20 protein-coding genes are annotated in these 24,054 nt (G+C 63.6%); 14 read left to right on the top strand and 6 right to left on the bottom strand.

Features of this window, described 5'->3' with window-relative positions; genetic code table 11:
• Positions 1-147 precede the first annotated feature (147 nt).
• The 9 genes from JV551A3_RS15600 to JV551A3_RS15560 all read left to right on the top strand — a co-directional run bounded on the left by JV551A3_RS15600 (position 148) and on the right by JV551A3_RS15560 (position 10,011).
• Positions 148-1,614 carry an FAD-dependent oxidoreductase gene (locus JV551A3_RS15600; RefSeq protein WP_133972743.1) on the top strand — a complete coding sequence of 489 codons (1,467 nt, stop codon included), beginning with the start codon at positions 148-150 and terminating at the stop codon, positions 1,612-1,614.
• Between the two features lie 55 nt (positions 1,615-1,669).
• The gene (locus JV551A3_RS15595; RefSeq protein ID WP_133972745.1) at positions 1,670-2,626 is read left to right on the top strand and encodes a glycosyltransferase family 2 protein; all 957 of its coding nucleotides are present in this window, start codon (positions 1,670-1,672) and stop codon (positions 2,624-2,626) included.
• 8 nt (positions 2,627-2,634) lie between these two features.
• Positions 2,635-3,159 (top strand): serine O-acetyltransferase, encoded by a 525-nt coding sequence (locus JV551A3_RS15590; protein ID WP_133972747.1) that lies wholly within the window; start codon positions 2,635-2,637, stop codon positions 3,157-3,159.
• Positions 3,160-3,164: 5 nt separating this feature from the next.
• Positions 3,165-4,142 carry a glycosyltransferase family 2 protein gene (locus JV551A3_RS15585; RefSeq protein ID WP_133972767.1) on the top strand — a complete coding sequence of 326 codons (978 nt, stop codon included), beginning with the start codon at positions 3,165-3,167 and terminating at the stop codon, positions 4,140-4,142.
• A gap of 71 nt (positions 4,143-4,213) precedes the next feature.
• Positions 4,214-5,218, top strand: coding sequence for a VirK/YbjX family protein (locus JV551A3_RS15580; protein ID WP_133972749.1), 1,005 nt, complete (start codon positions 4,214-4,216; stop codon positions 5,216-5,218).
• A gap of 60 nt (positions 5,219-5,278) precedes the next feature.
• On the top strand, positions 5,279-6,481 hold the full coding sequence (locus JV551A3_RS15575) for a glycosyltransferase (protein WP_133972751.1): 1,203 nt from the start codon (positions 5,279-5,281) through the stop codon (positions 6,479-6,481).
• Positions 6,478-7,665: a glycosyltransferase family 2 protein gene (locus tag JV551A3_RS15570; protein WP_133972753.1), complete on the top strand. Its 1,188-nt coding sequence runs from the start codon at positions 6,478-6,480 to the stop codon at positions 7,663-7,665. Before JV551A3_RS15575 ends, JV551A3_RS15570 begins: the two co-directional genes overlap by 4 nt.
• Positions 7,665-8,417: a WecB/TagA/CpsF family glycosyltransferase gene (locus JV551A3_RS15565; RefSeq protein ID WP_133972755.1), complete on the top strand. Its 753-nt coding sequence runs from the start codon at positions 7,665-7,667 to the stop codon at positions 8,415-8,417. The genes JV551A3_RS15570 and JV551A3_RS15565 overlap by 1 nt, the downstream gene beginning before the upstream one ends.
• A 172-nt stretch (positions 8,418-8,589) precedes the next feature.
• Complete coding sequence (locus tag JV551A3_RS15560; RefSeq protein WP_133972757.1) at positions 8,590-10,011, top strand: undecaprenyl-phosphate glucose phosphotransferase; 1,422 nt, start codon at positions 8,590-8,592, stop codon at positions 10,009-10,011.
• Between the two features lie 181 nt (positions 10,012-10,192).
• Here JV551A3_RS15560 and JV551A3_RS15555 read toward each other — a convergent pair whose 3' ends face one another.
• Positions 10,193-11,131: a LysR substrate-binding domain-containing protein gene (locus tag JV551A3_RS15555; protein WP_133972759.1), complete on the bottom strand. Its 939-nt coding sequence runs from the start codon at positions 11,129-11,131 to the stop codon at positions 10,193-10,195.
• Between the two features lie 147 nt (positions 11,132-11,278).
• On the opposite strand from JV551A3_RS15555, the gene JV551A3_RS15550 reads away from it, so the two are divergent.
• Entirely contained in the window at positions 11,279-12,655 is a 1,377-nt protein-coding gene (locus JV551A3_RS15550; protein WP_133972761.1) for an L-serine ammonia-lyase, read from the top strand.
• A gap of 140 nt (positions 12,656-12,795) precedes the next feature.
• On the opposite strand, the gene JV551A3_RS15545 is transcribed toward JV551A3_RS15550, so the two are convergent.
• The 4 genes from JV551A3_RS15545 to JV551A3_RS15530 all read right to left on the bottom strand — a co-directional run bounded on the left by JV551A3_RS15545 (position 12,796) and on the right by JV551A3_RS15530 (position 17,811).
• A complete protein-coding gene (locus JV551A3_RS15545; RefSeq protein ID WP_133972763.1) occupies positions 12,796-13,473 on the bottom strand; it encodes a DUF3313 domain-containing protein in 678 nt (225 codons plus the stop codon).
• Between the two features lie 395 nt (positions 13,474-13,868).
• A complete protein-coding gene (locus JV551A3_RS15540) occupies positions 13,869-15,164 on the bottom strand; it encodes an NAD(P)/FAD-dependent oxidoreductase (RefSeq protein ID WP_133972769.1) in 1,296 nt (431 codons plus the stop codon).
• Positions 15,165-15,177: 13 nt separating this feature from the next.
• On the bottom strand, positions 15,178-16,266 hold the full coding sequence (locus tag JV551A3_RS15535; protein WP_133972771.1) for a polyamine ABC transporter substrate-binding protein: 1,089 nt from the start codon (positions 16,264-16,266) through the stop codon (positions 15,178-15,180).
• A gap of 186 nt (positions 16,267-16,452) precedes the next feature.
• Positions 16,453-17,811 (bottom strand): glutamine synthetase family protein, encoded by a 1,359-nt coding sequence (locus JV551A3_RS15530; protein ID WP_063914126.1) that lies wholly within the window; start codon positions 17,809-17,811, stop codon positions 16,453-16,455.
• Between the two features lie 183 nt (positions 17,812-17,994).
• On the opposite strand from JV551A3_RS15530, the gene JV551A3_RS15525 reads away from it, so the two are divergent.
• Both JV551A3_RS15525 and JV551A3_RS15520 read left to right on the top strand, forming a co-directional pair.
• The gene (locus JV551A3_RS15525) at positions 17,995-18,894 is read left to right on the top strand and encodes a helix-turn-helix domain-containing protein (RefSeq protein ID WP_133972773.1); all 900 of its coding nucleotides are present in this window, start codon (positions 17,995-17,997) and stop codon (positions 18,892-18,894) included.
• 187 nt (positions 18,895-19,081) lie between these two features.
• Positions 19,082-20,992: an AAA family ATPase gene (locus JV551A3_RS15520; RefSeq protein WP_133972775.1), complete on the top strand. Its 1,911-nt coding sequence runs from the start codon at positions 19,082-19,084 to the stop codon at positions 20,990-20,992.
• Between the two features lie 114 nt (positions 20,993-21,106).
• Here the strand turns inward: JV551A3_RS15520 and JV551A3_RS15515 are convergent, their stop codons facing one another.
• Complete coding sequence (locus JV551A3_RS15515; protein ID WP_112253975.1) at positions 21,107-22,492, bottom strand: aldehyde dehydrogenase family protein; 1,386 nt, start codon at positions 22,490-22,492, stop codon at positions 21,107-21,109.
• Between the two features lie 107 nt (positions 22,493-22,599).
• On the opposite strand from JV551A3_RS15515, the gene ptrR reads away from it, so the two are divergent.
• Both ptrR and JV551A3_RS15505 read left to right on the top strand, forming a co-directional pair.
• On the top strand, positions 22,600-23,466 hold the full coding sequence (gene ptrR / locus JV551A3_RS15510; protein ID WP_133972777.1) for a putrescine utilization regulator PtrR: 867 nt from the start codon (positions 22,600-22,602) through the stop codon (positions 23,464-23,466).
• A 125-nt stretch (positions 23,467-23,591) separates the two neighbouring features.
• Positions 23,592-24,035: a carboxypeptidase regulatory-like domain-containing protein gene (locus JV551A3_RS15505; protein WP_133972779.1), complete on the top strand. Its 444-nt coding sequence runs from the start codon at positions 23,592-23,594 to the stop codon at positions 24,033-24,035.
• The last annotated feature ends 19 nt before the right edge of the window (positions 24,036-24,054 follow it).

The following is a 24,054-nucleotide window of genomic DNA, read 5'->3' as shown; positions in this document are numbered from 1 at the left end:
GTTTCTCCAGAGTTGTGTCCTGCTGGGCGTTGGCGGTGTGGTGTTCGCTGCTACGCCAGCCGTCGCCCGCCAACCTGCCGGCAGGCCCGGGTTCGTGGTGATCAACGGCTGGGTATTGCCGTCCCGCTACTTTCGGGACGAACACCCATGATCAAGGACTATCAGCAGCAGAAGGCCCTGCGCGACAGTTACGATGTCTGCATCATCGGCGCTGGCCCCGCGGGCATCATCCTGGGGCTGCGCCTGGCCGCCGCCGGCTGGAGCGTCCTGCTTGCCGAAGGTGGCGGGCGCGAATACTCGGCGAACTCGCAAGCCTTGTACGCCTGTGCATCCACTGGCCTGGAGCTGTACGCCGGGGAAGCCCGCCTGCGTTACCTGGGCGGCACATCCAACCATTGGGCCGGCCGTTGCCGGCCATTCAGCCCCTCCGACTTCGCCGTTCCCCCCATTGGCGGGTTGCCTGGCTGGCCCATTCCTTATTCGGAGATCGCAGGCTACCTGCCTGCTGCCATGGAAATCGTCGACCTGCCCCCCGGTGCGGATTTTCACGCACTGAATGCCGGCCTCGACGGCGGAGACTTCGAGCCCGACCGCTTTCTGCTCAGCCCACCAACGCGTTTTGCGCAAAAGTACGCCACGGCCCTGGAGCAGACCCCAGGCCTGGACGTGTTCATCAATTGCAATTGCGTGAACCTGGAGTTCGACCAGGCTTCGGGCCATCTGGCCGCAGTCGTACTCTCCGACTACGCGTGCAATCGCCAGCGCCTTGTTGCAAGAAACTTCGTGCTGGCCACCGGTGCAATCGAGAATGCCCGGCAACTGCTCAACAGCGAGTCGTTGCTGGCGGCGGGGATCGTGAGCAAGGGCGGGCTGGTCGGCGGGTGTTTCATGGAGCATCTGAACATTGATCTTGGCACCTTCATCCTCAGGTCGGGGTTGGCCCCGGAACCACGCGAGTACTACACCTCCGATGCCTTCGTTGACGAATACAAGGCAGGCAAGGGCAACGTCAGGGCCGCCTTGCTGGCCGATGTGCAAACCTATGGTCGTACTGCCGAGGTGAAGCACTTTCTGGAGAACCTGGCTTGCGACATGGGGGTAGCCAGCAAGATTGCCTTCGTGGCCAGGTTCAGTTGCCCCGGTGACGGCGTCATCAGCACCATGATCGAGCAGTTCCCCAACCTGCACAGCCGCATTTCGCTGCTGGACGAGAAGGACGCGCTGGGCGTGGCCAAGGTCAATGTCAACTGGGCCCTGAGCGCTGATGACCGGCACACCGTCAAGTGCATTGGCAGCGAACTGGCCAAGCAGTGGGCTGACATGAACCTTGGCTTCATCAAGCTCAATGACTTCGTTTACGACACTTCGATACCGCTGAGGTTGTCGCCACACGCCCACCACATGGGTACCACGCGCATGGCGTCGTCGGCGCAGTACGGTGTTGTCGATACCAACTGCAGGGTATTCGGCACCGAAAACCTTTACGTCGCCGGCAGCAGCATCTTTGCCACCGGCGGTGCTTCCAACCCGACCATGCCGCTGCTGCAGTTTGCGTTACGCCTGGCCGACCACCTCGATGCCAGGATGAACGCGGCCAGGGAAGCCGTGGCGTGACGAATGTTGTGCTGATACTGCAAAGGCGTGGGGCTTTCTTCGAGGGACAGCAACAATGGCTAGCAAACCTGTGGATGTCATGGTGGTCAACTTCAACACGGCCGGGTTGCTGCAGCCGATGTTCGATGCGCTGCGCCGTGCCGACAGCGAGCGGCTGGCCAGCTACCTGGTGGTGGACAATGCCTCGGTCGATGACTCGCTGCAGCGCATGGCCGAGGTGTGCCCGCAAGCGCTGCTGCTGAGCAACAGGCAGAACGTGGGGTTCGGCCGGGCCAACAACCAATTGCTGGCGCACTTGAAGGGCAAGTATGCGTTGCTGCTGAACACCGACGCCTTCGTCGCCGCCGATTCCCTGCAGAAAACCCTCGACTACATGGAAGCCCACCCGGAGTGCGGGGTGCTGGGGGTACGCCTGGAGGGCCGCGACGGCGACTTGCAGCCCAGTTGCCGCTACTTCCCTACACCGCTCAACGTGTTCGTCGGGCGTACCGGGCTGGGGCGCTTCTTCCCGGGCCTGAAGATGGTCGACGAAATGAACTGGGACCACGCTTCGGTCCGCGAGTGCGACTGGCTGCCTGGCTGCTTCTACCTGGTGCGCCGCGAAGTGCTCGACCAGGTGGGCCTGTTCGACCCGCGCTACTTTCTTTATTACGAGGAGGTCGACCACTGCAAGCGGGTTAAGGCGGCCGGCTGGAAAGTGGTGTTCTACCCGCACACCACGGTGGTGCACATCGGTGGGGAAAGCTCCAGATCGGTGGCCGAACTGGAGGCGGCCAGCCGGCAGATCTCGTCCTACCAGATCGAAAGCGAGCTACTGTACTTCCGCAAGCATCACGGGCTGGCGGGGCTTGCCCTGCACATGTTGCTGGTCACCTTGGGCGACCTGGTGCTGGCACTCAAGGCGCTGTTGAAACGACGCGGCCGGGGCGCGATACAGGCCTGCTGGCGTCACTGCCGGGCGACCTGGTCTCTGTTGTTCAAGACCCGGTACGCCAGCCAACCGACAAGGTAGGTGGAGCCATGTTCGAGAATGTACGTGCTGACCTGCGTGCCCATGGTAGTAACTGGGGCGCCCAGGGCTTCTGGGTACTGCTGGTGTACCGCTTCGGCCGCTGGCGCTATGGGGTGCGCCCGGCACTGCTGCGCAAGCTGTTGTCGCTTATCTACAAGGTGCTGTTCAAGTTCGTGCAGATCATCACGGGTGTGGAGCTGCCGTGCGAAGTGGTGATCGGCCGCAACTTCGTGATCGACCATTTTGGCGGCATCGTCATCAGCGGCTATGCCCGTTTTGGCGATGACTGCCGCATCCGCAACGGCGTGGTGGTGGGCCTGAAGAACGTCAACGAGCCGATTGCGCCGGTGTTCGGCAACAACGTCGATATCGGCACCGGGGCCAAGGTGCTCGGTAGCATCCGTATCGGCAACGACGTGATCATCGGTGCCAACGCCGTGGTGCTGGTAGATGTGCCAGACAATTCGCTGGCGGTAGGGGTGCCGGCCATCATAAAGGCCAGGCAACCGGCCGCCACGGAGCCCGTCGAGTGAAGCCCATGGCGAGCGGGATCGGTGTGGTGGTGATTGGCCGCAACGAAGGCCAGCGCCTGGAGCGTTGCCTGCGTTCGCTGCTGCAGGGTGCGGACAAGGTCATGTACGTCGACTCGGGCTCCAGCGATGGCTCACCGCACTTGGCCCGCAGCCTGGGGGTAGAGGTACTGGCGCTGCACATGGGCACCCCGTTTACCGCCGCTCGCGCGCGCAACGAAGGCTTTTTCGCCTTGCAGCGGCAACTGCCCTCGATGCAGCTGGTGCAGTTCGTCGATGGCGATTGCGAGGTGGATGGCGGCTGGCTGGGCGCGGCGCAGGCGTTTCTCGACGACCATCCCGACGTGGCAGTGGTGTGCGGCCGCCGCCGCGAGCGCTTTCCCCAGCGGTCGGTGTACAACCTGTTGTGCGAGCTGGAGTGGGACACGCCCATCGGCGAGGCCAAGGCGTGCGGTGGCGATGCCCTGATGCGGGTAGACGCCTTTGTCGCCGTCGGTGGCTTTCGCCCCGAGCTGATCGCCGGAGAAGAGCCGGAACTGTGCGTGCGCCTGCGGGCAAAGGGCTGGAAGGTCTGGCGCCTGGACGCCGAGATGACCCTGCACGATGCCGCCATGACCCGTTTCAGCCAATGGTGGCGGCGTAGCCTGCGCGCTGGCCATGCCTATGCCGAAGGGGCTTACCTGCATGGTCGGCCACCCGAGCGGCACTGGCTGCGCGAATCGCGCCGGGCCTGGCTGTGGGGCCTGGGCATCCCCGTGGTGGTCGTGCTGGCCTGCCTGTTGCTGGGGGGCTGGGGCCTGCTGTTGCTGCTGGTCTACCCGCTGCAGGCCGCACGCCTTGCTCGCCGCGGTGGCAAGTCGGTGCGAGAGAACTGGCTACAGGCGGTATTTCTGGTATTGGGCAAGTTCCCGGAAATGCTCGGGCAACTGAAGTTCTTGCGCCACCGCATTGCGGCCGGCAAACCGACGTTGATCGAGTACAAATGACAAGGAGTCCGCTCCCACAGGGCCCCTGCTAATTCAATGAGTTATGTGCAGTTCTAGTGAGAAAGAGGCCCATGATGCTCGGCACGATCGTGAAAAGCGTGTTTACTTTGCAACCGGGTTACTCGTTGCGGGCGCTGAACAACAAGTACAAGTTGACGCTGCAGATTGCCAGGCAATGGCCTGAACTGAATGCGTTCCTGCAGCGCATGACAGCGGCGCTGGGCCAGCAAGGTTTGCAGCGCCTGGGGGGGGATTGCATCGGTGTCGTGCAGTGGCCGTACCTCAGCAAATGCTGGGAAGCCCCGCAGCGCCTGGAGGTGCTGGCTTCGCACTTCGAGGTGCTGGCCGGGCAGTTTCCGGCACTGTTGCTGCTGGGGCGGGACGAAAGCCTGACGCTGTGCGAGCTGTCCGGCTATTCGCCGGGCTGCCGCCTGGTCCTGGACCGGCCGATCTGGTTCAAGCGCGAAGGCGAGTTGGTATTGAACCTGTTCCAGAGCGACCTGCGCGTGGCATCCCTGGCGTTCAGCCTGTGCCGCAGCCAGGGCGAATTGTGCCTGTTCATCGGTGCAGTGCAGGGCATTCACAAGGGGATCGACAGCGAAACCTCCCTGGCGATCTACCGCGACCTGACCAAGGATTTCGAAGGGCTGCGCCCGCGCAGCCTGTTGCTCGAGGCATTGAAGTGCCTGGCCAGGACCCTGGGCGTGGCGCACCTGTATGCCGTAACTGATGCCTGCCGCCACCATCGGCACGCGTATTTTGGCAACGACAAAGGCCAGGACCTGGCGGCCAATTACGACGTGATCTGGCTGGAGCACGGCGCTATTGCATCGAACCATGCTGACTTCCTGGCCCTTCCGCTCGCTGCGGCACAGCGGGCGGAACAGGACATCCCGGCGAAGAAACGGGCGATGTACCGCCGCCGCCAGGCGTTGCTCGACCACGTTTTCGCCCGCTTGCAGGCGGCATTGCCAGGCAGCGGTCACAACCTTGGACTACAAGAGGAACAGGGGGATGCACCTGACGAGTCGGCATCGGCGGCGCGCCGGCCGCCAGTAGTCGGCAACCTTGAGTAACGGCCGGCCCCGCAGTGGCAGGTCTGCAGGTTCATCACGCGGGTCTTGATCTGGATTCCTATGCGCATTGCCTACTTCATAAACCAGTACCCGAAGGTCAGCCACAGTTTCATTCGCCGCGAGATCCTGGCCCTTGAGCGCCAGGGGGTAGAGGTGCAGCGTATTGCCTTGCGCGGGTGGGACGCCGAGTTGCAGGATGCCGAGGACGCGAGCGAACGGGCCAGGACCCGCTATGTGCTGCAACGTGGCATCAAGGGTTTGTTGGCACCCACCTGGCAAGTGCTGCGCGCACAGCCGCGCCGGTTTTCCCGGGCGCTGTGGCTGGCCATGCGCCTTGGTCTGCGGGCCGACCGGGCCTGGCCCTACCATCTGGTGTACCTGGCCGAGGCCTGCCAGGTGCTGCAATGGTTGCGGGCAGGCGAGGCAAGACATGTGCATGCGCATTTCGGCACCAATTCCACCGAGGTGGTGATGCTGGCCAACGTGCTCGGCGGGCCAGCCTACAGCTTTACCGTGCACGGGCCGGAAGAGTTCGACAAACCGCAGTTTCTGCACATGGGCGAGAAGGTGCGGCGTGCCGCATTTGTCGCGGCGATCAGCTCGTACGGGCGCAGCCAGTTGTATCGCTGGGTGGCATACGACCATTGGGCCAAGGTGAAGGTGGTGCATTGCGGCCTCGAGCGCAGTTTCCATGAGGTGACGCCGGTCGGCGTGCCCATGGCGCCGCGCCTGGTGTGCGTCGGCCGCCTGTGCGAACAGAAAGGCCAGCTGCTGTTGCTTGAGGCCGCGCGGGTACTGGCCGACCGGTCGATCGCCTTCGAGCTGGTGCTGGCTGGCGATGGTGAGATGCGTAGGCAGATCGAGGCGCTGATTGCACGGCATGGCTTGCAGCAGCAGGTGCGCATCACCGGCTGGATCAGCAGCGCACAGGTGCGCGAGGAAATCCTTGCAGCGCGTGCGCTGGTGCTGCCCAGCTTTGCCGAGGGTTTGCCCGTGGTGATCATGGAGGCCATGGCGTTGCGCAGGCCAGTGCTGAGCACCTATGTGGCAGGCATTCCCGAGCTGGTGCGGCCGGGCGAGAACGGCTGGTTGTTCCCTGCCGGCACCGTGGACGAGCTGGTGGAGGCCATGGCCGACTGCCTGGCGCAACCTGCCGAGGCGCTGCAGCGCATGGGCGAGGCGGCTCGCCAGCGTGTGCTGCAACGGCATGACATCGATACCGAAGCGGCCAGGCTGGCCAGCTATTTCAAGGCATCCGCATGATAAGTGTCTTGGCTTGGTTACTGGGCATGCTGGCGACCATCGTCCTGTTGCCGGTGCTGCTGCTGTTGGTGCAGGTACTGATGGCCTGCTTGCCTGCACGCGTGCAGCCGATGGGCAAGAACGCTCGTCCGCAAGTGGCAGTGCTGGTGCCAGCCCATGACGAGGCTTCGATGATTGGTGCCACGCTGGCAAGCATTGCCCCGCAGTTGCGGCCTGGCGACCGCTTGCTGGTGGTGGCGGACAACTGCACTGACGACACCGCGCGACTGGCGCGCGAGGCGGGTGCCGAAGTGGTGGAGCGCCACGATACGCGGTTGCGCGGCAAGGGCTACGCCCTGGACTTTGGCGTGCACCATCTGGCCAGTCAGCCGCCCGAGGTGGTGATCGTGGTGGATGCCGACTGCCAGGTGGGCGAGGGGGCAATCGAGCGCCTGGCGCGGCGCTACTGTGAGGTCGCTCGCCCGGTGCAGGCGCTGTACCTGATGCACGCACCGGCAGGGGCCGGGCTGGCAGTGCAGGTTGCCCAGTTCGCCTGGCGGGTCAAGAACCTGGTGCGCCCGCGTGGTTGGGCACGCCTGGGCCTGCCTTGCCAGTTGATGGGCGCAGGCATGGCGTTCGGCTGGCGTGACCTGGCCTTGATCGACTTGGCCAACGGGCACCTGGTGGAGGATGTGAAGCTGGGTCTGGACCTGTGTCAGCAAGGCAAGCCGCCAGTGTTCTGCCCCGAGGCTGTGGTCAGCAGCCGGTTCCCTGTCAGCCAGCAGGGCCTGGGCAGCCAGCGTACCCGCTGGGAGCATGGGCACATGAGCCTGATGCTGGCAGAAGCGCCCAGGCGTGCGCTGGCGGCAATCACTCAGCGTAACGGCAGCTTGCTGGCCATGACCCTTGACCTGCTGGTGCCGCCGCTGGCGTTGCTGGTGCTGGCCTTGCTCGGGCTCAACCTGGTGGCCTGGCTGGCATACCTGCTGTTCGGCCTGGCGGCACCTGCCTGGATCGCCCTTTGTGCGTTGGCATTGCTCGGCCTTGCCGTCGCACTGGCCTGGGCGCGCTTCTGTCGCGAACTGATCCCGTTCTCGGTGCTGCTGTACGCGCCGTTTTACGCGGTAAAAAAGATCCCGTTGTATCTGGGGTTCCTGATCAAGCGCCAGGTTGAATGGGTACGTTCGAAACGGGATGAAGACTGATGGCTGAGTGGCAGAAACGCTGGAACACCATTGTCGGCAAGCTTGAAGTGGTGGCGGATGCCACTGCCGTGCAGCGCCTGCTGGACAGGCTGACCGCCACGCAGGCCGCGACCGTGCTGGGCTTCGTCAATGCCCATGCAATGAACCTGGTGGTTCGCGATGGCGCCTGCCATCAGGCATTGTCGGCGGCCGATGTGCTACTGCGCGACGGCTCCGGTATGGCGATCCTGTATCGGCGACTGGGGCTTGAACCGGGGCTCAACATGAATGGCACCGACTTCATTCCTCGGCTACTGGCTGCCTACCGTGGGCGGCGAGTCGCGTTCTGGGGCACCCGGCAACCTTATCTGGACCAGGCCGTGCAGCGTAGCGCAGCCATGTTCGGGGTGGTGCCGGTGTCGGTCCACGATGGCTTTGCCAGCGTCGAGAGCTACCTGCAACTGGCCAGGGAGCTGCAACCAGAACTGATCGTGCTGGGCATGGGCATGCCCAGACAGGAAGTTGTGGCGGCAAGGCTGGCGGCCGCTGATGTGCCATGCCTGATCGTGTGCGGCGGCGCGATCCTGGATTTTCTCGGCGGCAAGGTCAGCCGGGCGCCCGAGTGGTTGCGGCGGTTGGGTGGGGAGTGGCTGTATCGGCTGGCGCGCGAGCCGAAACGTTTGTTCATGCGCTATGTGGTGGGCAACCCGTTGTTCCTGCTGCGTACCGTGCTGTACTGCCGCGACGGAGGGGTGGCCAGGCACACCGTATGAACGGCGGGCCGCGCGAGCGGTGATTCCGGGCACGCTGATGGCGGGTGGCTGCTACAGTGAGATCAATGGCTTGGGGCTGCACGATTCCGCTTCACGGGCTTTGCATGAGCCGTTGTCAAGTCTTGCTGGTTGCTGGAAGGCACTTGCTGCGCGCACATTGATGAGGTCTGAAATGGTCTTAGAGCCCAGAAGCAGTCGTTCCGTGCTGCAGAGAAGAAGCAGCGTAAGTAACGCCATTCAGGCCGGCCTCGATGGAATTGCAGTCACCGGTATTGCCTGGTACCTGATCTACGACCAGTTTGGCTACATCACTTCCGATTACGTGATCATGCTGCTGTTGCTGGTTGGCGCACTGGCAGTCATCTACGATCATTATGCGATCTACCGTACCAACGTAGGGCTTTCCATCAAGGCTTTCCGGCTGTTCAAGGCCTGGTCGGCAACCTTCTGCTTCCTGGTGGTCATGGCCTTTCTGGCCAAACAGAGCGAAACCTATTCGCGTCTGCTGGTCGTGCAGTTGTTCATCATCGGCTACATCGCCCAGTTGTTCCTGCACTTTGCCGTGCGTGAATTGCAAAAGCGCTTCACGGCGCATGCCCGCCTGGACAACGCCCTGATCATTGGCGCCGGTGACCTGGCCAACTTCCTGTACCAGAAAATCAGCAACAATCCCTGGTTCGGCGAGCGTGTGCTGGGTTGCGTGCTGGTCGACAATGCCGATGAGCCGGGGCGCGAGAGCGCCGAAGGCAAGCAGCGCATGCCGGTGCTCGGGCATATTGCCGAACTCGACGATATCGTGGCCCGCCATGGCATCCGTACGGTGTACCTGGTGACCCCGCTGGGCGGTTCCGAGGTCATCAACGATGTGTATTTCAAGTTGCTCGACAAGTGCATTGCGGTGAACTGGGTGCCGGATATCTTCTCGTTGCGCCTGATCAACCACAGCGTGCGGGAAATTGCCGGCATCCCTGTGCTGACCTTGTCGGAAACACCGCTGACGGGCATGAGCCTGTTCCTGAAGAACCTCGAGGACAGGGTGTTGGCGGTGCTGATCCTGCTGCTGGCATCGCCGGTGTTGCTGGCCGTTGCGCTGGCCATCAAGCTCGATAGCCGCGGCCCGGTGTTCTTCCGCCAGGAACGCACCGGCTGGACCGGGGAAGCGTTCCGCATCTGGAAGTTCAGGAGCATGCATATCCATCAGCCGGAGGAGGGCGTGGTAAAGCAGGCGCAGAGGAATGACCCGAGGTTGACCCGAGTCGGCGCCTTTATCCGCCGCACCAGCCTGGACGAACTGCCGCAACTGTTCAATGTGCTGACCGGGGAAATGTCGCTGGTCGGGCCGCGGCCGCATGCGTTGCAGCATGACACGTTGTATTCCCAGGACATCGTCGATTACTTTGCCCGTCACAATATCAAGCCAGGCATGACCGGCCTGGCACAGGTGCGGGGATTCAGGGGCGAGACCAGGGATATCGAGCAAATGATCCAGCGGGTGGACTCGGACATCGAGTACATCAACAACTGGTCGCTGTGGCTGGATTTCGTGATTCTGGTGCGCACGCTTAGCGCCTTTACCGGCAAGCAGGCCTACTGACGCACAAATCTCGCAAACGCTCTGCGCACCCTGTGGGAGCGGGTTTACCCGCGAAGAATCCAACGCGGTGCATGGCACCGGCTGCGCCGGTGTTCGCGGCTAAAGCCGCTCCCACAGGGTCCCTGCTAATTCAATGAGTCATTCGCAATTCCATGACAGTGTGCAAGCGCTCTTGGCTGGCCTAGTCCTTCAAAGGGTGCAACTCCCTGAACCCCCGCGCTTCCTCCACCAGCCAGTCATGCACCGCTCGCGCTCCCGGCTGGCTCAGCCCGCCCGGCGGGTAATGCACCACATAACGCTTGTGATTGGCGATAGGCACCCCGAATGGCACGATCAGTGCCCCGCGCTCAAGTTCGTCGTTGAGCAGCGTGCGCCGGGCAATCGCCACGCCACTGCCGGCAATCGCCGCCTCGATGGTCAGGTGGTTGCGGTTGAAGGTATGCCCACGCCGCACATCCAGGCCGGCGGCGCCGATGCCTTCCAGGTAGAACTCCCATTCGGCATATTCCGAACTGCCACGCCAGGCCGTGATGTCGTGTAGCAGCGGGTAGTGCGCAAGGTCTGCCGGCCCGTGCAGCGGCGGGCGCCCGCGCAGCAAGGTGGGGGAGCACACGGGGAAGATCTGCTCGTCCAGCAGCGGCGTCGAGAGCATGCCGGGGTAGCTGCCATCGTTCAGGTCGATGGCCAGGTCGAAATCGCCAGGGGTCAACGCCTGGGCACTGTCTTCGGCCACCAGGCGCAGCTCGATGTCCGGATAGCGTTGTTGAAAACGCGGCAGGCGCGGCGTGAGCCACTTGGCCAGGAACGACGGGATCGAGCGCAGGCGCAAGGTGCCGCGGATTTCACCCGCGTCCAGGCGCAGCAGTTCGGCTTCGATGCTGCCGTAGGCTTCGGTCACCGTCTGCGCCAGGCGTTGCCCTTCGGCGCTCAGTTCCACACCGCGCGCCCGGCGCAGGAACAACCGGTAGCCCAGGCGTTCCTCCAGCTGGCGCATCTGTTGGCTGACGGCGCCCGGGGTGATGTGCAGCTCTTCGGCACAGCGGGTGAAGGACAAGTGCCGGGCCGCACAGGCGAACACGTGTAGCCAGACGAATGTCTGGCCATTGAGTTGTCGTCGCATCGTTTAGTATCACTAAAGCCTTGCTTAGGAAGTTTCGTTGGTCATCCATGAGCCAGCGCGGCAGTATCGCGCAAAAATTGCAATAACGCTCAATTTCTTCAGATAACCGTGCTGCGGCTTCATTCTCGGGCACGGTCAGGCATTAGCATGGCTATCAGTGTTTTCGACCTTTTCAAAATTGGCATCGGGCCGTCCAGTTCCCACACCGTCGGCCCGATGCGGGCGGCGGCTACCTTTGCCCAGGCCCTGCGTGAGCAGGGGCTGTTGGCCAGGGTAAGCCGTGTCGAGGTGCGGCTATACGGGTCGCTGTCGGCCACCGGGGTTGGCCATGCCACCGATCGCGCCTGCCTGCTCGGCCTGATGGGGCAGTGGCCGGACCGTATCGACCCGGCCACTATCGAGTCGCGTATTGGCCAGGTGATGCAGGAGCACTGCCTGATGCTCGATGGCAGCCACCCGCTGGCGTTCGAGTACAGCCGCGACATGCTGCTGCTCGACGAGAACCTGCCTTACCACCCCAATGCCATGAGCCTGGAAGCCATGAACGGGCAGGGCAGCTTGTTGCGCCAGACCTACTATTCGGTAGGCGGTGGCTTTATCGTCGAGCAAGTCGAGATCGATGCGCCAGCAGTCGAAGCGAACGCGGTGGTGCTGCCGTACGAGTTCGACAGTGCTGCGCAGTTGCTGGCCTTGTGCAAGGCCCATGGCCTGAGCGTGGCGCAGCTGATGATGGCCAACGAATGTGCCTGGCGCCCGGAGGCCGAGGTACGCGAGGGCCTGCTGCGAATCTGGGGTGCCATGCGTGAGTGCGTCGACAATGGCCTGCGCAACGAAGGCATCCTGCCGGGCGGGTTGCACGTCAAGCGCCGCGCGGCGCGGCTGCATCGCAGCCTGCAGGAGTTGGGCAAGCCCAACGTGATCGGCTCCACCCTCAGTGCCATGGAGTGGGTCAACCTGTTCGCCCTGGCGGTGAATGAAGAGAACGCCGCCGGCGGGCGCATGGTTACCGCGCCTACCAACGGTGCGGCCGGCATCATCCCGGCGGTGCTGCACTATTACATGAAATTCAACCCCGGCGCGTGCGACGCGGACGTGGTGGACTTCCTGCTGGCGGCAGCGGCGGTTGGCATCCTGTGCAAGAAGAACGCGTCGATTTCCGGGGCCGAGGTTGGTTGCCAGGGCGAGGTGGGCTCAGCCTGTTCGATGGCCGCCGCCGGCCTGGCCCAGGTGCTGGGCGCCACGCCGCCACAGCTGGAAAATGCCGCCGAAATTGCCTTGGAACATAACCTTGGGCTGACCTGCGACCCGGTTGGCGGCCTGGTGCAGGTGCCCTGCATCGAGCGCAACGCGATTGCCGCGGTGAAGGCGATCAACGCCGTGCAGATGGCGCTGCGGGGGGATGGCGAGCACTTCATCTCGCTCGACCGGGTGATCCGCACCATGCGCGATACCGGGGCGGACATGCATGCCAACTACAAGGAGACCTCGCGCGGCGGCCTGGCCGTTGCCTTCGTCGAATGTTGACGCGGTCAACTGTAGGAGCGGCCTTGTGTCGCGAAAGGGCTGCGAAGCAGCCCCAGCGATTTCAGCTTGTATACGTGGATCTGGGGCCGCTCCGCGCCCCATCGCGACACAAGGCCGCTCCTACATGGACCAGTGAGGCTTCAGCGGGCTTTCTGCTTCGCTTCCAGGAAGCTCGCACGCATGTCCTTGGCCCAGCCGTCCAGCACCGGCTTGACGTCATTCAGAGTCAGTTTGGTTGTCTTGTTTTCCAGTTCCTGCCCCGTGCCCTTGCGCACCACCTGGGCCAGCACCTTCTGGCTGGCACCATCGAGGAACGCAGCTTCCACGCCGACATCCACCTCCTGGTCACGGCCGCCCATGGCAGTGTTCACACCGGCCGAAATCAACGCGATAGGGATCACCTCATAGGGTTTGAGGCCCTCGTTGCTGGTGGACACCGCCGTGATTGCCGGGCGCACCACGATCACGCCCGGGCCGGGGCCCTTGGCCAGCGGTACCACGCTGCCCATTTCCCGGCGCAACGCTTCGTTGAAGTAACGGGTGATTTCCTGCAGCGTCTGCGTCGAGATGACCTCCGTCGGCTGCGGCTTGGGGTAGAACTGGCTGGGCTCGATGAACACCTGGCTGTACTGGTTGACGTTGACCTTGGGGTCGATCCAGCGCATCACCGGGTCACCCGACGGGCTCTTGGTTTCTTGCAGGCGGCTGTAATCCTTGAGGAAGCCGGAGTAGTCCTTTGGGTCCACGCGATTGCTGGAGCAAGCGGCCATGGTAAGCAGTGCGGCGCACAACAGGGTAATGCGGGGCAATGATTTCATGATGAAAAGGCATCCATGATAGGTCGGCCAGAACAACGCTAGCAGGTGCGCGACAGTTGGCCAGTGGGTAGGTTCAATCGATTGTGAAATGGTAGCAAGTTGGAGGGGCTGGAAGGGGTTGTCTTGAGTTTTTCTGCGCCTGTGAGACCGAGCGCCGCCCGCGCGGCGCTTCGCAGCACAAGGCTGCTCCTACATCTATTTCGGGCCAGTTATTCCTGGGGCGAATTCGCGCGCCCCCTTGGCGTCCACCTCGATATCGTGCCGGCCAAACAAGGCGGTCGTGTGCAATGGTACAGGCGTTATTGGCCCGAAACAGATGTAGGAGCAGCCTTGTGCTGCGAAGCGCCGCGCGGGCGGCGCTCGGTCTCACAGGCGCCGCAAAGCTCCCGGCGAACTCACCCCAACACCTCCCGCAATCGATACCACAACATCCCCAGTGCCAACAGTGGCGAGCGCAGTGCCTTGCCGCCCGGGAAGGTCAGGTGTGGCACGGCGCTGAACACATCCAGCCCCTGGCTGTGGCCGAGTGCGATGCTTTCGGCCAGCAGTTTTGCCGTCCAGTGCGTCACGTTCAGCCCATGCCCGGAATAGCCCTGGGCATAGTACACATTGGGGTGCTGGCTGAGGCGCCCGACCTGGGGGAAGCGGTTGGCGGTAATGCCGATCATGCCGCCCCACTGGTAGTCGATACGCACGTTGGCCAGTTGCGGGAACACCTTCAATACCTTGGGCCGCATGTAGCCGGCAATGTCCTTGGGGTCGCGGCCGGAATAGTGGCAGGCGCCGCCGAACAGCAGGCGTCGGTCTGCCGTGAGGCGGTAGTAGTCCAGGCCGACCTTCTGGTCGCACAGTGCCATGTTCTGCGGGATCAGGCTGGTGGCCAGTGACTCGGGCAGTGGCTCGGTAGCCACCACATAGCTGCCGGCCGGCAGTACTTTGCCGCTCAGGCGTGGTTCCAGTTCATCGAGGTGGGCGTTGCAGCCCAGCACCAGGCTGCCCGCCCGCACCGTGCCACGGGCTGTGTGCAGGGTCACGCGGGGGCCGTGCTCGATGCGCAGCACCGGGCTCTGCTCGAAGATGCGTACGCCCAGGCCGTGGGCGGCGCGGGCTTCGCCCTGGACCAGGTCAAGCGGGTGCAGATGGCCCGAGCCCATGTCCACCAGGCCGCCGGCGTATTGGTCGCTGGCGACGATTTCATGCAGCTGGCCGGCACTGACCAGGCGGGTTTCAGGGCGATAACCGAGCGCAGCCAGGTCGTCCTGTTCGTCCTTGAAGGCGGCGAACTGCGCAGGGGTGTTGGCCAGTTCGCAGAAGCCCCAGCGCAGATCGCAGGCAATGCCGTACTGGGCGATGCGGCTGGCTACCAGCGCTACCGATTCGATGCCGGCCTGTTTCAGGTACTGCACGCCGTCCTGGCCGACATGCCGGGCAAAGCCGCTGACGTCGTGGCCGATGCCGCGAATCAGCTGGCCGCCGTTGCGGCCGCTGGCGCCCCAGCCGATGCGCCGGCCTTCCAGCAGCACCACCGAAAGCCCGCGCTCGGCCAGTTCCAGGGCGGTATTGACCCCGGTCAGCCCGCCGCCGACCACGCATACATCGGCGGTCAGTTCGCCGTCCAGGCTCGGGTAGGGCGTCGCATCGCGTGCCGTGGCGGCATAGTACGAAGCGGTGTGTTGGGTAGTGAAAGACATGGGCGTTCTCGACTCAGCGGTTGGACTTGATCTTGCTCCAGGAGCGGGTCATGACGCGCATGATCTTAGGGCTCGGCGTGCTGGAGATGTACAGCTTGTCCAGGACGTCCTGGGGTGGGTAGATTTCGGGGTTTTTCACCAGCGTCGTGTCCATGTAGGCCTGGGCATCAGGGTTGGCGTTGGCATAGCCGACCGTGGCGCTGACCTTGGCGATTACCTTGGGGTCGAGCAGGTAGTTGATGAACGCCAGGGCCTGTTCGGGGTTGTTGGCGTCCTTGGGGATGGCCAGCAGGTCGAACCACAGGTTGCTGCCTTCCTTGGGAATGCTGTAGGCGACTTTCACGCCGTTTTTCGCCTCCACGGCGCGGTTGGCGGCCTGGAACACGTCGCCGGAGTAGCCGAAGGCCACGCAGACATCGCCATTGGCCAGGTCGGAAACGTACTTGGAGGAGTGGAAGTAGGTGATATAGGGGCGCAGTTCGAGCAGGCGGGCTTCGGCCTTGGCGTAGTCGGCCGGTTTTTCGCTGCGCGGGTCCATGCCCAGGTAGTTGAGCACGGCCGGGAACAGTTCATCGGGCGAGTCCATGAACGCCACGCCGCACTGCTTGAGCTTTTTCAGGTTCTCGGGCTCGAACAGCACCGCCCATGAATCGATATGGTCGACGCCAAGGGCCGCCTTGACCTTGTCGATGTTGTAGCCGATGCCGTTGGTACCCCACAGATAGGGTACGGCGTAGCGGTTGCCTGGGTCGTTCTGTTCAAGCTGCTTGAGCAGCTTGGGGTCCAGGTGCTGCCAATTGGGCAGCTTGCTGCGGTCCAGGGGCAGGAAGGCACCTGCCTGTGCCTGGCGTGCGAGGAAGTGGTTGGATGGCACTACCACGTCATAGCCGGTGCGCCCGGCCAGCAGCTTGCCTTCCAGGGTTTCGTTGGAGTCGAACACGTCATAGACCACCTTGATCCCGCTGCTGGCCTGGAAGTCGGCCACGGTGGTGTCACCGATGTAGTCGGTCCAGTTGTACACGCTGACCGAGGGCGTGGCGTGGGTGGTGGTGGCGAACAGCAGGGTGAATGCGGCGGGGATCAGGGCTTGCAGATGACGCATGGGGACACCTCGTTGGTCTTGTTCTTCGAGTTCGGTGTATGGCGGCCGCTCCCACAGGTGACTCATTACCTTGTAGGAGCAGCCTTGTGCTGCGAAGAGGCCGGTAGGGCAAAAGATCTACTGTGGCGGTACTGGCCCCTTCGCAGCACAAGGCTGCTCCTACAGGTCCAGTGCATGCCTTGGTGATTACACGCTCAGCATCAGGAATTCACGCTCCCACGAGCTGATCACGCGCTTGTAGTTCTCGTGCTCGGCGCGCTTGACCGCTACGTAACCCTGGACGAACTGCTTGCCCAGGTACTGTTGCACGGTTTCGCAGTCTTCCATGTGCTGCAGGGCGTCCTCGATGGTGATCGGCAGGCGCAGGTTGCGCCGCTCATAGGCACGGCCCTGCACCGGCGCACTGGGCTCGATGCGCTCGACCATGCCCAGATAGCCGCACAGCAGGCTGGCGGCGATGGCCAGGTACGGGTTGGCATCGGCGCCCGGCAGGCGGTTTTCCACACGCATCGCCTCGGGGCTGGAGGTGGGCACGCGCAGGCCGGCTGTGCGGTTCTCTTCACCCCACTCGACGTTCACCGGCGCCGAGGTGTCCGGCAGGAAGCGGCGGAACGAGTTGACGTTGGGCGCGAACATCGGCAGCAGCTTGGGGATGTACTTCTGCAACCCGCCGATGTGGTACAGGAACAGCTGGCTCATGCTGCCGTCTTCATTGGCGAAGATCGGCTTGCCGGTGGCGATGTCGACCACGCTCTGGTGCAGGTGCATGGCACTGCCGGGCTCGTCGGTGATCGGCTTGGCCATGAAGGTGGCGGCCACGTTGTGCTTGAGCGCGGCTTCACGCATGGTGCGCTTGAACACGGTGATCTGGTCGGCCAGGTCCAGGGCGTCGCCATGGCGGAAATTGATCTCCATTTGCGCCGGGCCGTCTTCATGGATCAGCGTGTCCAGGTCCAGGCCCTGGATCTCGCACCAGTCGTAGACGTCTTCGAACAGCGGGTCGAACTCGTTGGCGGCATCGATCGAGAACGATTGGCGGCCGCTTTCGGCACGGCCGGAACGCCCCAGCGGTACTTGCAGTGGCAAGTCCGGGTCTTCGCAGCGCTGGGTCAGGTAGAACTCCATCTCAGGCGCCACGATTGGCTGCCAGCCTTTGTCGGCATACAGCTTGAGCACTTTCTTCAGCACGTTGCGCGGCGACAGCTCGATGGGGTTGCCTTGCTTGTCGAAGGTGTCGTGGATCACGATCGCGGTCGGCTCGATCGCCCACGGGATCTGGTACACGGCGGCCGGGTCAGGGCGGCAGACCATGTCGATGTCGGCGGCATCGAGCAGGTTGTAGTAGATGTCATCGTCGACGTAGTCGCCGGTGACCGTCTGCAACAGCACGCTCTCGGGCAGGCGCATGCCACGCTCGTGGAGAAACTTGGCGGTGGGCGCGATCTTGCCGCGGGCGATGCCGGTCAGGTCGCTGATCACGCATTCGACTTCGGTGATCCGGTGTTCTTTCAGCCAGGTGGACAGCTGATCGAAGGGGGCGTTCATACAGACCTCTTGGTTGGGTTTTTGTGTGGGAGCGAGCGTGTCAGCGCAAACCGTCATACGGTTTCGAAGGCGTCCCGCTTCCCAGGTGACGCGCTGGAGACTATCTTGGTCGCAGCCCGCAAGGCTGATCTATCCACTTTCTCCGGCAATGAATGCACCAAAAGAGTGCAACTAGGACCGAGCGTGACAACCGCCAATGCCCTGCAAGTCCAGGCTTTCCACACCACCGACGTTACCGAGCAAGTACGTGCCACCCCTGGCTGGCAGCAGCAGTACCGGCAGATGTCGCCCGGGCATTTCAGCGGTGAGCTGCGTTGTCTGGGGCTGGACGGGGTAGAGGTGTACGAGGAGCGGCTGAACACCCGGGTGGAGCAGTTTTTCCGTGCGCCGAGCGGTTCGCTGGCGTTCTGCTTCGACCGCAGCGAGAACAGCCTGTACCTGCTGAACGAACAGAGCCGCAACATCTGGATCACGCCGGAGAACTACCAGGAAGTGGCGGTCGTGTTCGACCAGGCCTTCCTGGCCCGCCATGGGCTGGACCCGCAGCGCCTGGAAGGGTTGTTCATGGTGCCGCTGGGCAGCGGGCAGAATGCGCTGTTCGGCAGCTGGCTGAGCGCGACACTGACCCGCCTGGGCGAGGCGGATTGCCCGCTGCAGGGGCAGGCCCTGGCGGAGCAGTTGCTGGAGGACTGCCTGTTCATTCTCGACAACGCCTGCCAGCGCCTGCAGGGCGTGGCGTTGGGCCGACGTGACGAGGAACGGGCGATCATGCGCCGGGTGAGCGAGTGGGCGGCCGACTGCCCGGAGGAAACGCTTAACCTGGTGGAGCTGGCGGATGTGGCGGGGGTTTCCCTGCGCCAGTTGCAGCAAGCCTTCAAGGGTTTTACCGGGATGCCGCCGGCGCACTGGTTGCGCCTGCGCCGGCTGAACGGTGCGCGGCGCGATTTGTTGCGTGGTGGTGGGGTGACCGTAGCCGAGGTAGCGATGCGCTGGTCGTTCTGGCATTTGGGAAGGTTTTCAGAGAGTTATCGGCAGTTGTTCAAGGAGTTTCCCAGTGAGACCTTGAAGCGGGGCAGGGGCTGACTTGATGGTGTAGCTGCTGGCCTCTTCGCGGGCTTGCCCGCTCCCACAGGATTACCTCAGGGCCAGGCGTTATGAGGTCCCTGTGGGAGCGGGTTTACCCGCGAAGAGGCCGGCCCAGGCACTACACAACCCAGCAATCCACCGCGAAAATTGCTATCGTGCCGCCCTGATTCCACCCGAGGTGCCGATGTTCTACCTGCCTTTGCCCAGTGACCAGGCCGACAGCCTCGCCAGCGAGCCCACTACCGATTTCTTCACCACAGCCAGCGTCCTCGACGCCGCCGCAGTGCTGTTCGTGCAGAACCTGCCGCGCCAGCCCGCCACCGCCTCGGCGGATGCCCAGGAGCGCCGCTTTGCCGAAATAGTGCGCATTGCCAACGAGGTCGAAAGCGCCGCACCGGGGCGCTTCCAGGGCCAGGTAGCGCAACACTTCGATCGCGAAGCCTTCGCCGTGGGCCTGGGCATGCTGGGCGAAAACGGTATCGCACTGCTGTCGACCGAGGTGGCGTACCAGGCCGACGAGCTGCTGGACGCCGAGGGCCAATGGAACTTCCAGTTCGCCGACAGCTACCGCCAGCGAGCAACCCCGCTGCATCCGGTGTACCTGCCCTCCCTGGCCAGCGACCTGATGCTCAGCGACCAACAGAACCGCCTGCTGCGCGAATTCCTCAGTGGTATCGATGAGTCGGTGGCGGTACAGGGCTTTGCCGGCACCGGCAAGACCTTCCTGATTCACCAGTTCGCCCGCCTGCTGGACCCGCAGCGCACACTGTTGCTGGCCTTGACCGAAGGCCAGCTGCGTGCCCTGCAGGCGCGGGTCAAGGACGCTGCCGCCTACACCGCGCTGACCTTTGGCCAGCTCGCCGACGAGCTGCTCAACCGCGACCTCACCAGCAATGGCTGGCGCTTGCGCGACCCGTATCGCACCAAGCTTTCGTGGCGCCCGCAGGATGCGCAGGTGGTACGTTGGCTGGCCATCCCCGACATCGGCCCACTCGCCGCGCGTGATGTGGTTGCCTTGTGCATCCGCGCAGTACGCACGTTCTGCCACAGTGCCGACACCCAGCTGCAGGTGCACCACCTGCCCTGGGCCGGGCCGGGAACCACGCCACTGGACCAGGAAGTGCTGCTGGAAAAGGCGCGCCTGTACTGGCAGGAGCTGATTCGCCCGTCGGCACGGGAAATCCAGTTGCCGGTGCGCGACTACCACCGGGTCAAACTGCTGTCGCTGACCGCTCATGTGATCGACAGCCGCTACACCCATGTCATCGTCGACGAGGCCCACGAGCTGTCGGCACCGATGCTTGGCGTGCTCGACCGCAGCCCGCAGTCGATCATTGCCCTGGGTGACGAGCTGCAGAACCTCAATGGCCTCAGCGCGCACCATGGCGGTTTCATCCGCCAGCGTTACATCGACCACTCACTGCGGGCCGGGCCGGCGATGGATAACGTGCTCAACCCACTGATCCAGGCCCACCCGGCGTCGATCCAGGCAGCCTTCAGTGGCAGCGCCGAGCATTACACCCGGGTCAGTTTCTTCGATACGGTGAGCGTGCCGGAACAACCTACAGCGCTGATCGTCGACGATGAATGGGGCCTGTTTGGCTGGTTCCAGCGCCTGACCCACCAGGGCGTGCCGTTCGTGCTGCTGAAAAGCGCGCGCAAGGACTTCGAGCTGTTCGTCGAAGACTGCATCGAGTTGTACCGCCATGGCACCCGGCCGCGTCACCCGATGCTGTTCCGCTATGCCAGCTGGCAGGCGCTGGAGCAGGACAAGGGTGATGACAAGGCGTTCGTCGCAGTGGCCAACATGTTGCGCAAGGGCTACACGCCAGAGCACTTTGCCAGGGCCAAGAGCCGTTACCGCTGGGACAAGGCACCCAAGTTGTTCCTGGGGCGGGTGCGGGATGTGAAGAACATGGAATTCGCTCGGGTGATGGTATCGCCGGAGCTGATGGTAGCGCCGCAGGTGGCGGGCAACCGCAATGAACGGGCGCGGATGCTGGCGGGGCTGTATACCGCCTGTTCGCGGGCGCGGCATGAACTGATCGTGCCGGGGGGGATGCTGGACTGGGTCAAGGACCAGGTTCGGGATTGAGGCCCTGGGGCCGCCTTGCGGCCCTTCGCGGGCACGCCCGCTCCCACAGGTAATGCGCCAATCCGTGGGAGCGGGCGTGCCCGCGAAGGGCTGCAACGCAGCCCCAATTGCCAATCAGTTACGGTCCAGCCACACAGTCTGGGCATTGGTGAACTCACGCACACCAAAGTGCGACAGCTCACGCCCGAAGCCGCTCTTCTTCACCCCGCCAAACGCCACGCGGGGGTCGGAAGCGCAATAGCCGTTGATGAACACGCCGCCGGTATCCAGCGCCGCGGTCATGCGTTCGGCCAACGCGTAGTCGGCGGTGTAGATGGTCGAGGCCAGGCCGAATTCGCTGTCGTTGGCCAGCTCCACCGCATGCTCCGCATCCCGTGCGCTGATGATCGCCGCCACCGGGCCGAACAGCTCCTGTTTGAACGCGGTCATGTCCGGGGTGACGTTGGCGAACACGGTCGGCGCGTAGAAGTTGGCCACGCCTTCGACCTTGTGGCCACCCAGCAGCAGGGTGGCGCCTTCGGCGAGGGTCGCCTGGACCTGGCCATCCAGCTCGTCGCGCAGGTCGTAACGGGCCATCGGGCCGATGTAGGTGTCGTCTTCCAGTGGGTTGCCGATTTTCAGCTCGCGAGTGGCCTCGACGAACTTGCGGGTGAATTCGTCAACGATGCTTTCCTCCACGATGAGGCGCTTGGCCGCAGCGCAGACCTGGCCGGTGTTCTGGTAACGGCCGATCACCGCAGCCTTCACGGCGGCATCCAGGTCGGCGTCGGCCAGCACGATGAACGGGTCGGAACCACCCAGCTCCAGCACGCACTTCTTCAGCGCGGCGCCGGCTTGTGCACCGATCGCCATACCGGCACGCACGCTGCCGGTCAGAGTCACCGCGGCGATGCGCGGGTCGTTGATGGCGCGGGTGACGCCGTCCGGGGTCACGTTCAGCACCTCGAACACGCCTTCCGGCAGGCCGGCATCCTTGAACAGCTCGCCCAGCAGGTAAGCGCTGCCCATCACGTTCGGCGCGTGCTTGAGTACATAGGTGTTGCCGGCCAGGATCGCCGGCACGGCGCCGCGCAGTACCTGCCAGACCGGGAAGTTCCATGGCATCACCGCCAGGATCGGGCCCAGCGGGCGATACTCGATGCGGGCTTTCTCGACCTGGGTCGGCTCGGGGGCGAGCATGGCCGGGCCGTGTTCGGCGTACCAGCGGCACAGGCCGACGCACTTGCTGACTTCACCACGGGCCTGGGTGACAGGCTTGCCGATTTCGCGGCTGATCATTTGCGCGAAGGCTTCGGCCTTGGTTTCGAGGGTGCTGGCCAGGGCAAGCAGGTACTCGCTGCGCTGACCCAGCGACACCTGGCGCCACTGGCGGTAGCCAACCTTGGCGCGTTGCAGCGCCGCTTCCAGTGCGGCGTCGGTGTCGAACGGGTAGGCGCCGATCTGCTCGCCGCTGTACGGGTCGAGGGAGATGGCGTGGGTCAGGCTGCTGATCGCGCTCATGGCGGGACACTCTCGTTGTTGTTGAACCGTGACGCCAGACTAGTGGGCTATGGCTTTAATGAAAACTGAATAATAATGAGCGAAACATTCACGTTTGGAGAAAGGCTGTGGACCTGGTGCAACTCGAGATCTTCAAGGCCGTGGCAGAGCAGGGCAGCATCAGTGCCGCTGCGCAGCATATCCATCGAGTGCCGTCGAACCTGACCACGCGTATCAAGCAACTGGAGGAGGACCTGGGCGTGGAGTTGTTCATCCGCGAAAAGAGCCGCCTGCGCCTTTCCCCCGCCGGCTGGAACTTCCTCGAGTACACCCGGCGCATCCTTGACCTGGTACACGAGGCGCGGCTGACCGTGGCCGGTGAAGACCCGCAGGGCACCTTCGCCCTGGGGTCGCTGGAAAGCACGGCGGCGGTGCGCATTCCGGCCTTGCTGGCGGCCTACAACCAGCGCTATCCCAAAGTCGACCTGGACCTGTCCACCGGCCCTTCCGGGACCATGCTCGAAGGCGTGCTGTCCGGGCGCCTGGTCGCGGCGTTCGTCGACGGGCCGGTGCTGCACCCGACGCTGGAGGGCATGCCGGTGTTCGAGGAAGAAATGATGGTCATCGCGCCGCTGAACCACGCCCCGGTAACCCGCGCCCAGGACGTCAACGGCGAAAGCATCTATGCCTTTCGCGCCAACTGTTCGTACCGCCACCACTTCGAGAACTGGTTCGTGCAGGATCAGGCGGTGCCAGGCAAGATCCACGAAATGGAGTCGTACCACGGCATGCTGGCCTGCGTCAGCGCCGGTGCCGGCCTGGCCATGATGCCGCGCAGCATGCTCGACAACATGCCCGGTTGCAGCACCGTCAGTGCCTGGCCGATGTCGGAGGATTTCCGTTACCTGAAAACCTGGCTGGTGTGGCGGCGGGGCACGGTATCGCGCAGTTTGAGCATGTTCGTGAAGTTGCTCGAAGAATGGCGTGCAAGCTGATGTTATTGCTAACTATTTTCTTTAACCAAGAGAATTTCAGCCAGCCGACCATGCATCGACACGAACGCCGTTACGCCCGAAGGATCAGATAATAGGTAAGCCATCCTCGAAAGGAGGGTCGTACCATGCGTAACCATCACTATGCCCTCGGCGCGGCGCTGCTGATCACCCTGGCCCTGCCATGGACCCTGGCGGCCGCCGCCGACCTCAATGCCCCCATCGACATGCAGGCCGTGCAACTGCAACAGCAGGAGCAGAACGGCGTCCGCTACCTGCAAGGCGGCATCGGCCAGGATGAAGCCAACGCCCTGCGCAAGACCCCGGGCTATGACCTGCACGTGGAACTCTCCACCGGCCCGGAAGGCAAGTTCCAGAGCGGTGCTACCGTCGACATCCAGAATGCACAGGGCCAGCCCGTGCTCAGCGTCACGGATGCCGGGCCGCTGCTGTATGTGCAGTTGCCTCCCGGCAAGTACAAAGTCACTGGCAACGCCCAGGGTGAGACGGTGCAGCATTTGGTGACCGTGAATGGCAAGACCCCCACTACCGTGAACCTGAACTGGCGGTGATGGGAAAACGGGCAGGAGT

The organism is Pseudomonas inefficax (assembly GCF_900277125.1).
GTDB lineage: Bacteria > Pseudomonadota > Gammaproteobacteria > Pseudomonadales > Pseudomonadaceae > Aquipseudomonas > Aquipseudomonas inefficax.
Note: the sequence above shows the minus strand (reverse complement) of the source record. Positions and strands in the feature narration are given on the sequence as shown.

Excerpts from the sequence above, each read along its gene's own strand:
- JV551A3_RS15600 (WP_133972743.1), top strand. The coding sequence starts at position 148 with ATGATCAAGGACTATCAGCAGCAGAAGGCCCTGCGCGACAGTTACGAT.
- JV551A3_RS15595 (WP_133972745.1), top strand. The coding sequence starts at position 1,670 with ATGGCTAGCAAACCTGTGGATGTCATGGTGGTCAACTTCAACACGGCC.
- JV551A3_RS15590 (WP_133972747.1), top strand. The coding sequence starts at position 2,635 with ATGTTCGAGAATGTACGTGCTGACCTGCGTGCCCATGGTAGTAACTGG.
- JV551A3_RS15585 (WP_133972767.1), top strand. The coding sequence starts at position 3,165 with ATGGCGAGCGGGATCGGTGTGGTGGTGATTGGCCGCAACGAAGGCCAG.
- JV551A3_RS15580 (WP_133972749.1), top strand. The coding sequence starts at position 4,214 with ATGATGCTCGGCACGATCGTGAAAAGCGTGTTTACTTTGCAACCGGGT.
- JV551A3_RS15575 (WP_133972751.1), top strand. The coding sequence starts at position 5,279 with ATGCGCATTGCCTACTTCATAAACCAGTACCCGAAGGTCAGCCACAGT.
- JV551A3_RS15570 (WP_133972753.1), top strand. The coding sequence starts at position 6,478 with ATGATAAGTGTCTTGGCTTGGTTACTGGGCATGCTGGCGACCATCGTC.
- JV551A3_RS15565 (WP_133972755.1), top strand. The coding sequence starts at position 7,665 with ATGGCTGAGTGGCAGAAACGCTGGAACACCATTGTCGGCAAGCTTGAA.
- JV551A3_RS15560 (WP_133972757.1), top strand. The coding sequence starts at position 8,590 with ATGGTCTTAGAGCCCAGAAGCAGTCGTTCCGTGCTGCAGAGAAGAAGC.
- JV551A3_RS15555 (WP_133972759.1), bottom strand. The coding sequence starts at position 11,131 with ATGCGACGACAACTCAATGGCCAGACATTCGTCTGGCTACACGTGTTC.
- JV551A3_RS15550 (WP_133972761.1), top strand. The coding sequence starts at position 11,279 with ATGGCTATCAGTGTTTTCGACCTTTTCAAAATTGGCATCGGGCCGTCC.
- JV551A3_RS15545 (WP_133972763.1), bottom strand. The coding sequence starts at position 13,473 with ATGAAATCATTGCCCCGCATTACCCTGTTGTGCGCCGCACTGCTTACC.
- JV551A3_RS15540 (WP_133972769.1), bottom strand. The coding sequence starts at position 15,164 with ATGTCTTTCACTACCCAACACACCGCTTCGTACTATGCCGCCACGGCA.
- JV551A3_RS15535 (WP_133972771.1), bottom strand. The coding sequence starts at position 16,266 with ATGCGTCATCTGCAAGCCCTGATCCCCGCCGCATTCACCCTGCTGTTC.
- JV551A3_RS15530 (WP_063914126.1), bottom strand. The coding sequence starts at position 17,811 with ATGAACGCCCCCTTCGATCAGCTGTCCACCTGGCTGAAAGAACACCGG.
- JV551A3_RS15520 (WP_133972775.1), top strand. The coding sequence starts at position 19,082 with ATGTTCTACCTGCCTTTGCCCAGTGACCAGGCCGACAGCCTCGCCAGC.
- JV551A3_RS15515 (WP_112253975.1), bottom strand. The coding sequence starts at position 22,492 with ATGAGCGCGATCAGCAGCCTGACCCACGCCATCTCCCTCGACCCGTAC.
- JV551A3_RS15505 (WP_133972779.1), top strand. The coding sequence starts at position 23,592 with ATGCGTAACCATCACTATGCCCTCGGCGCGGCGCTGCTGATCACCCTG.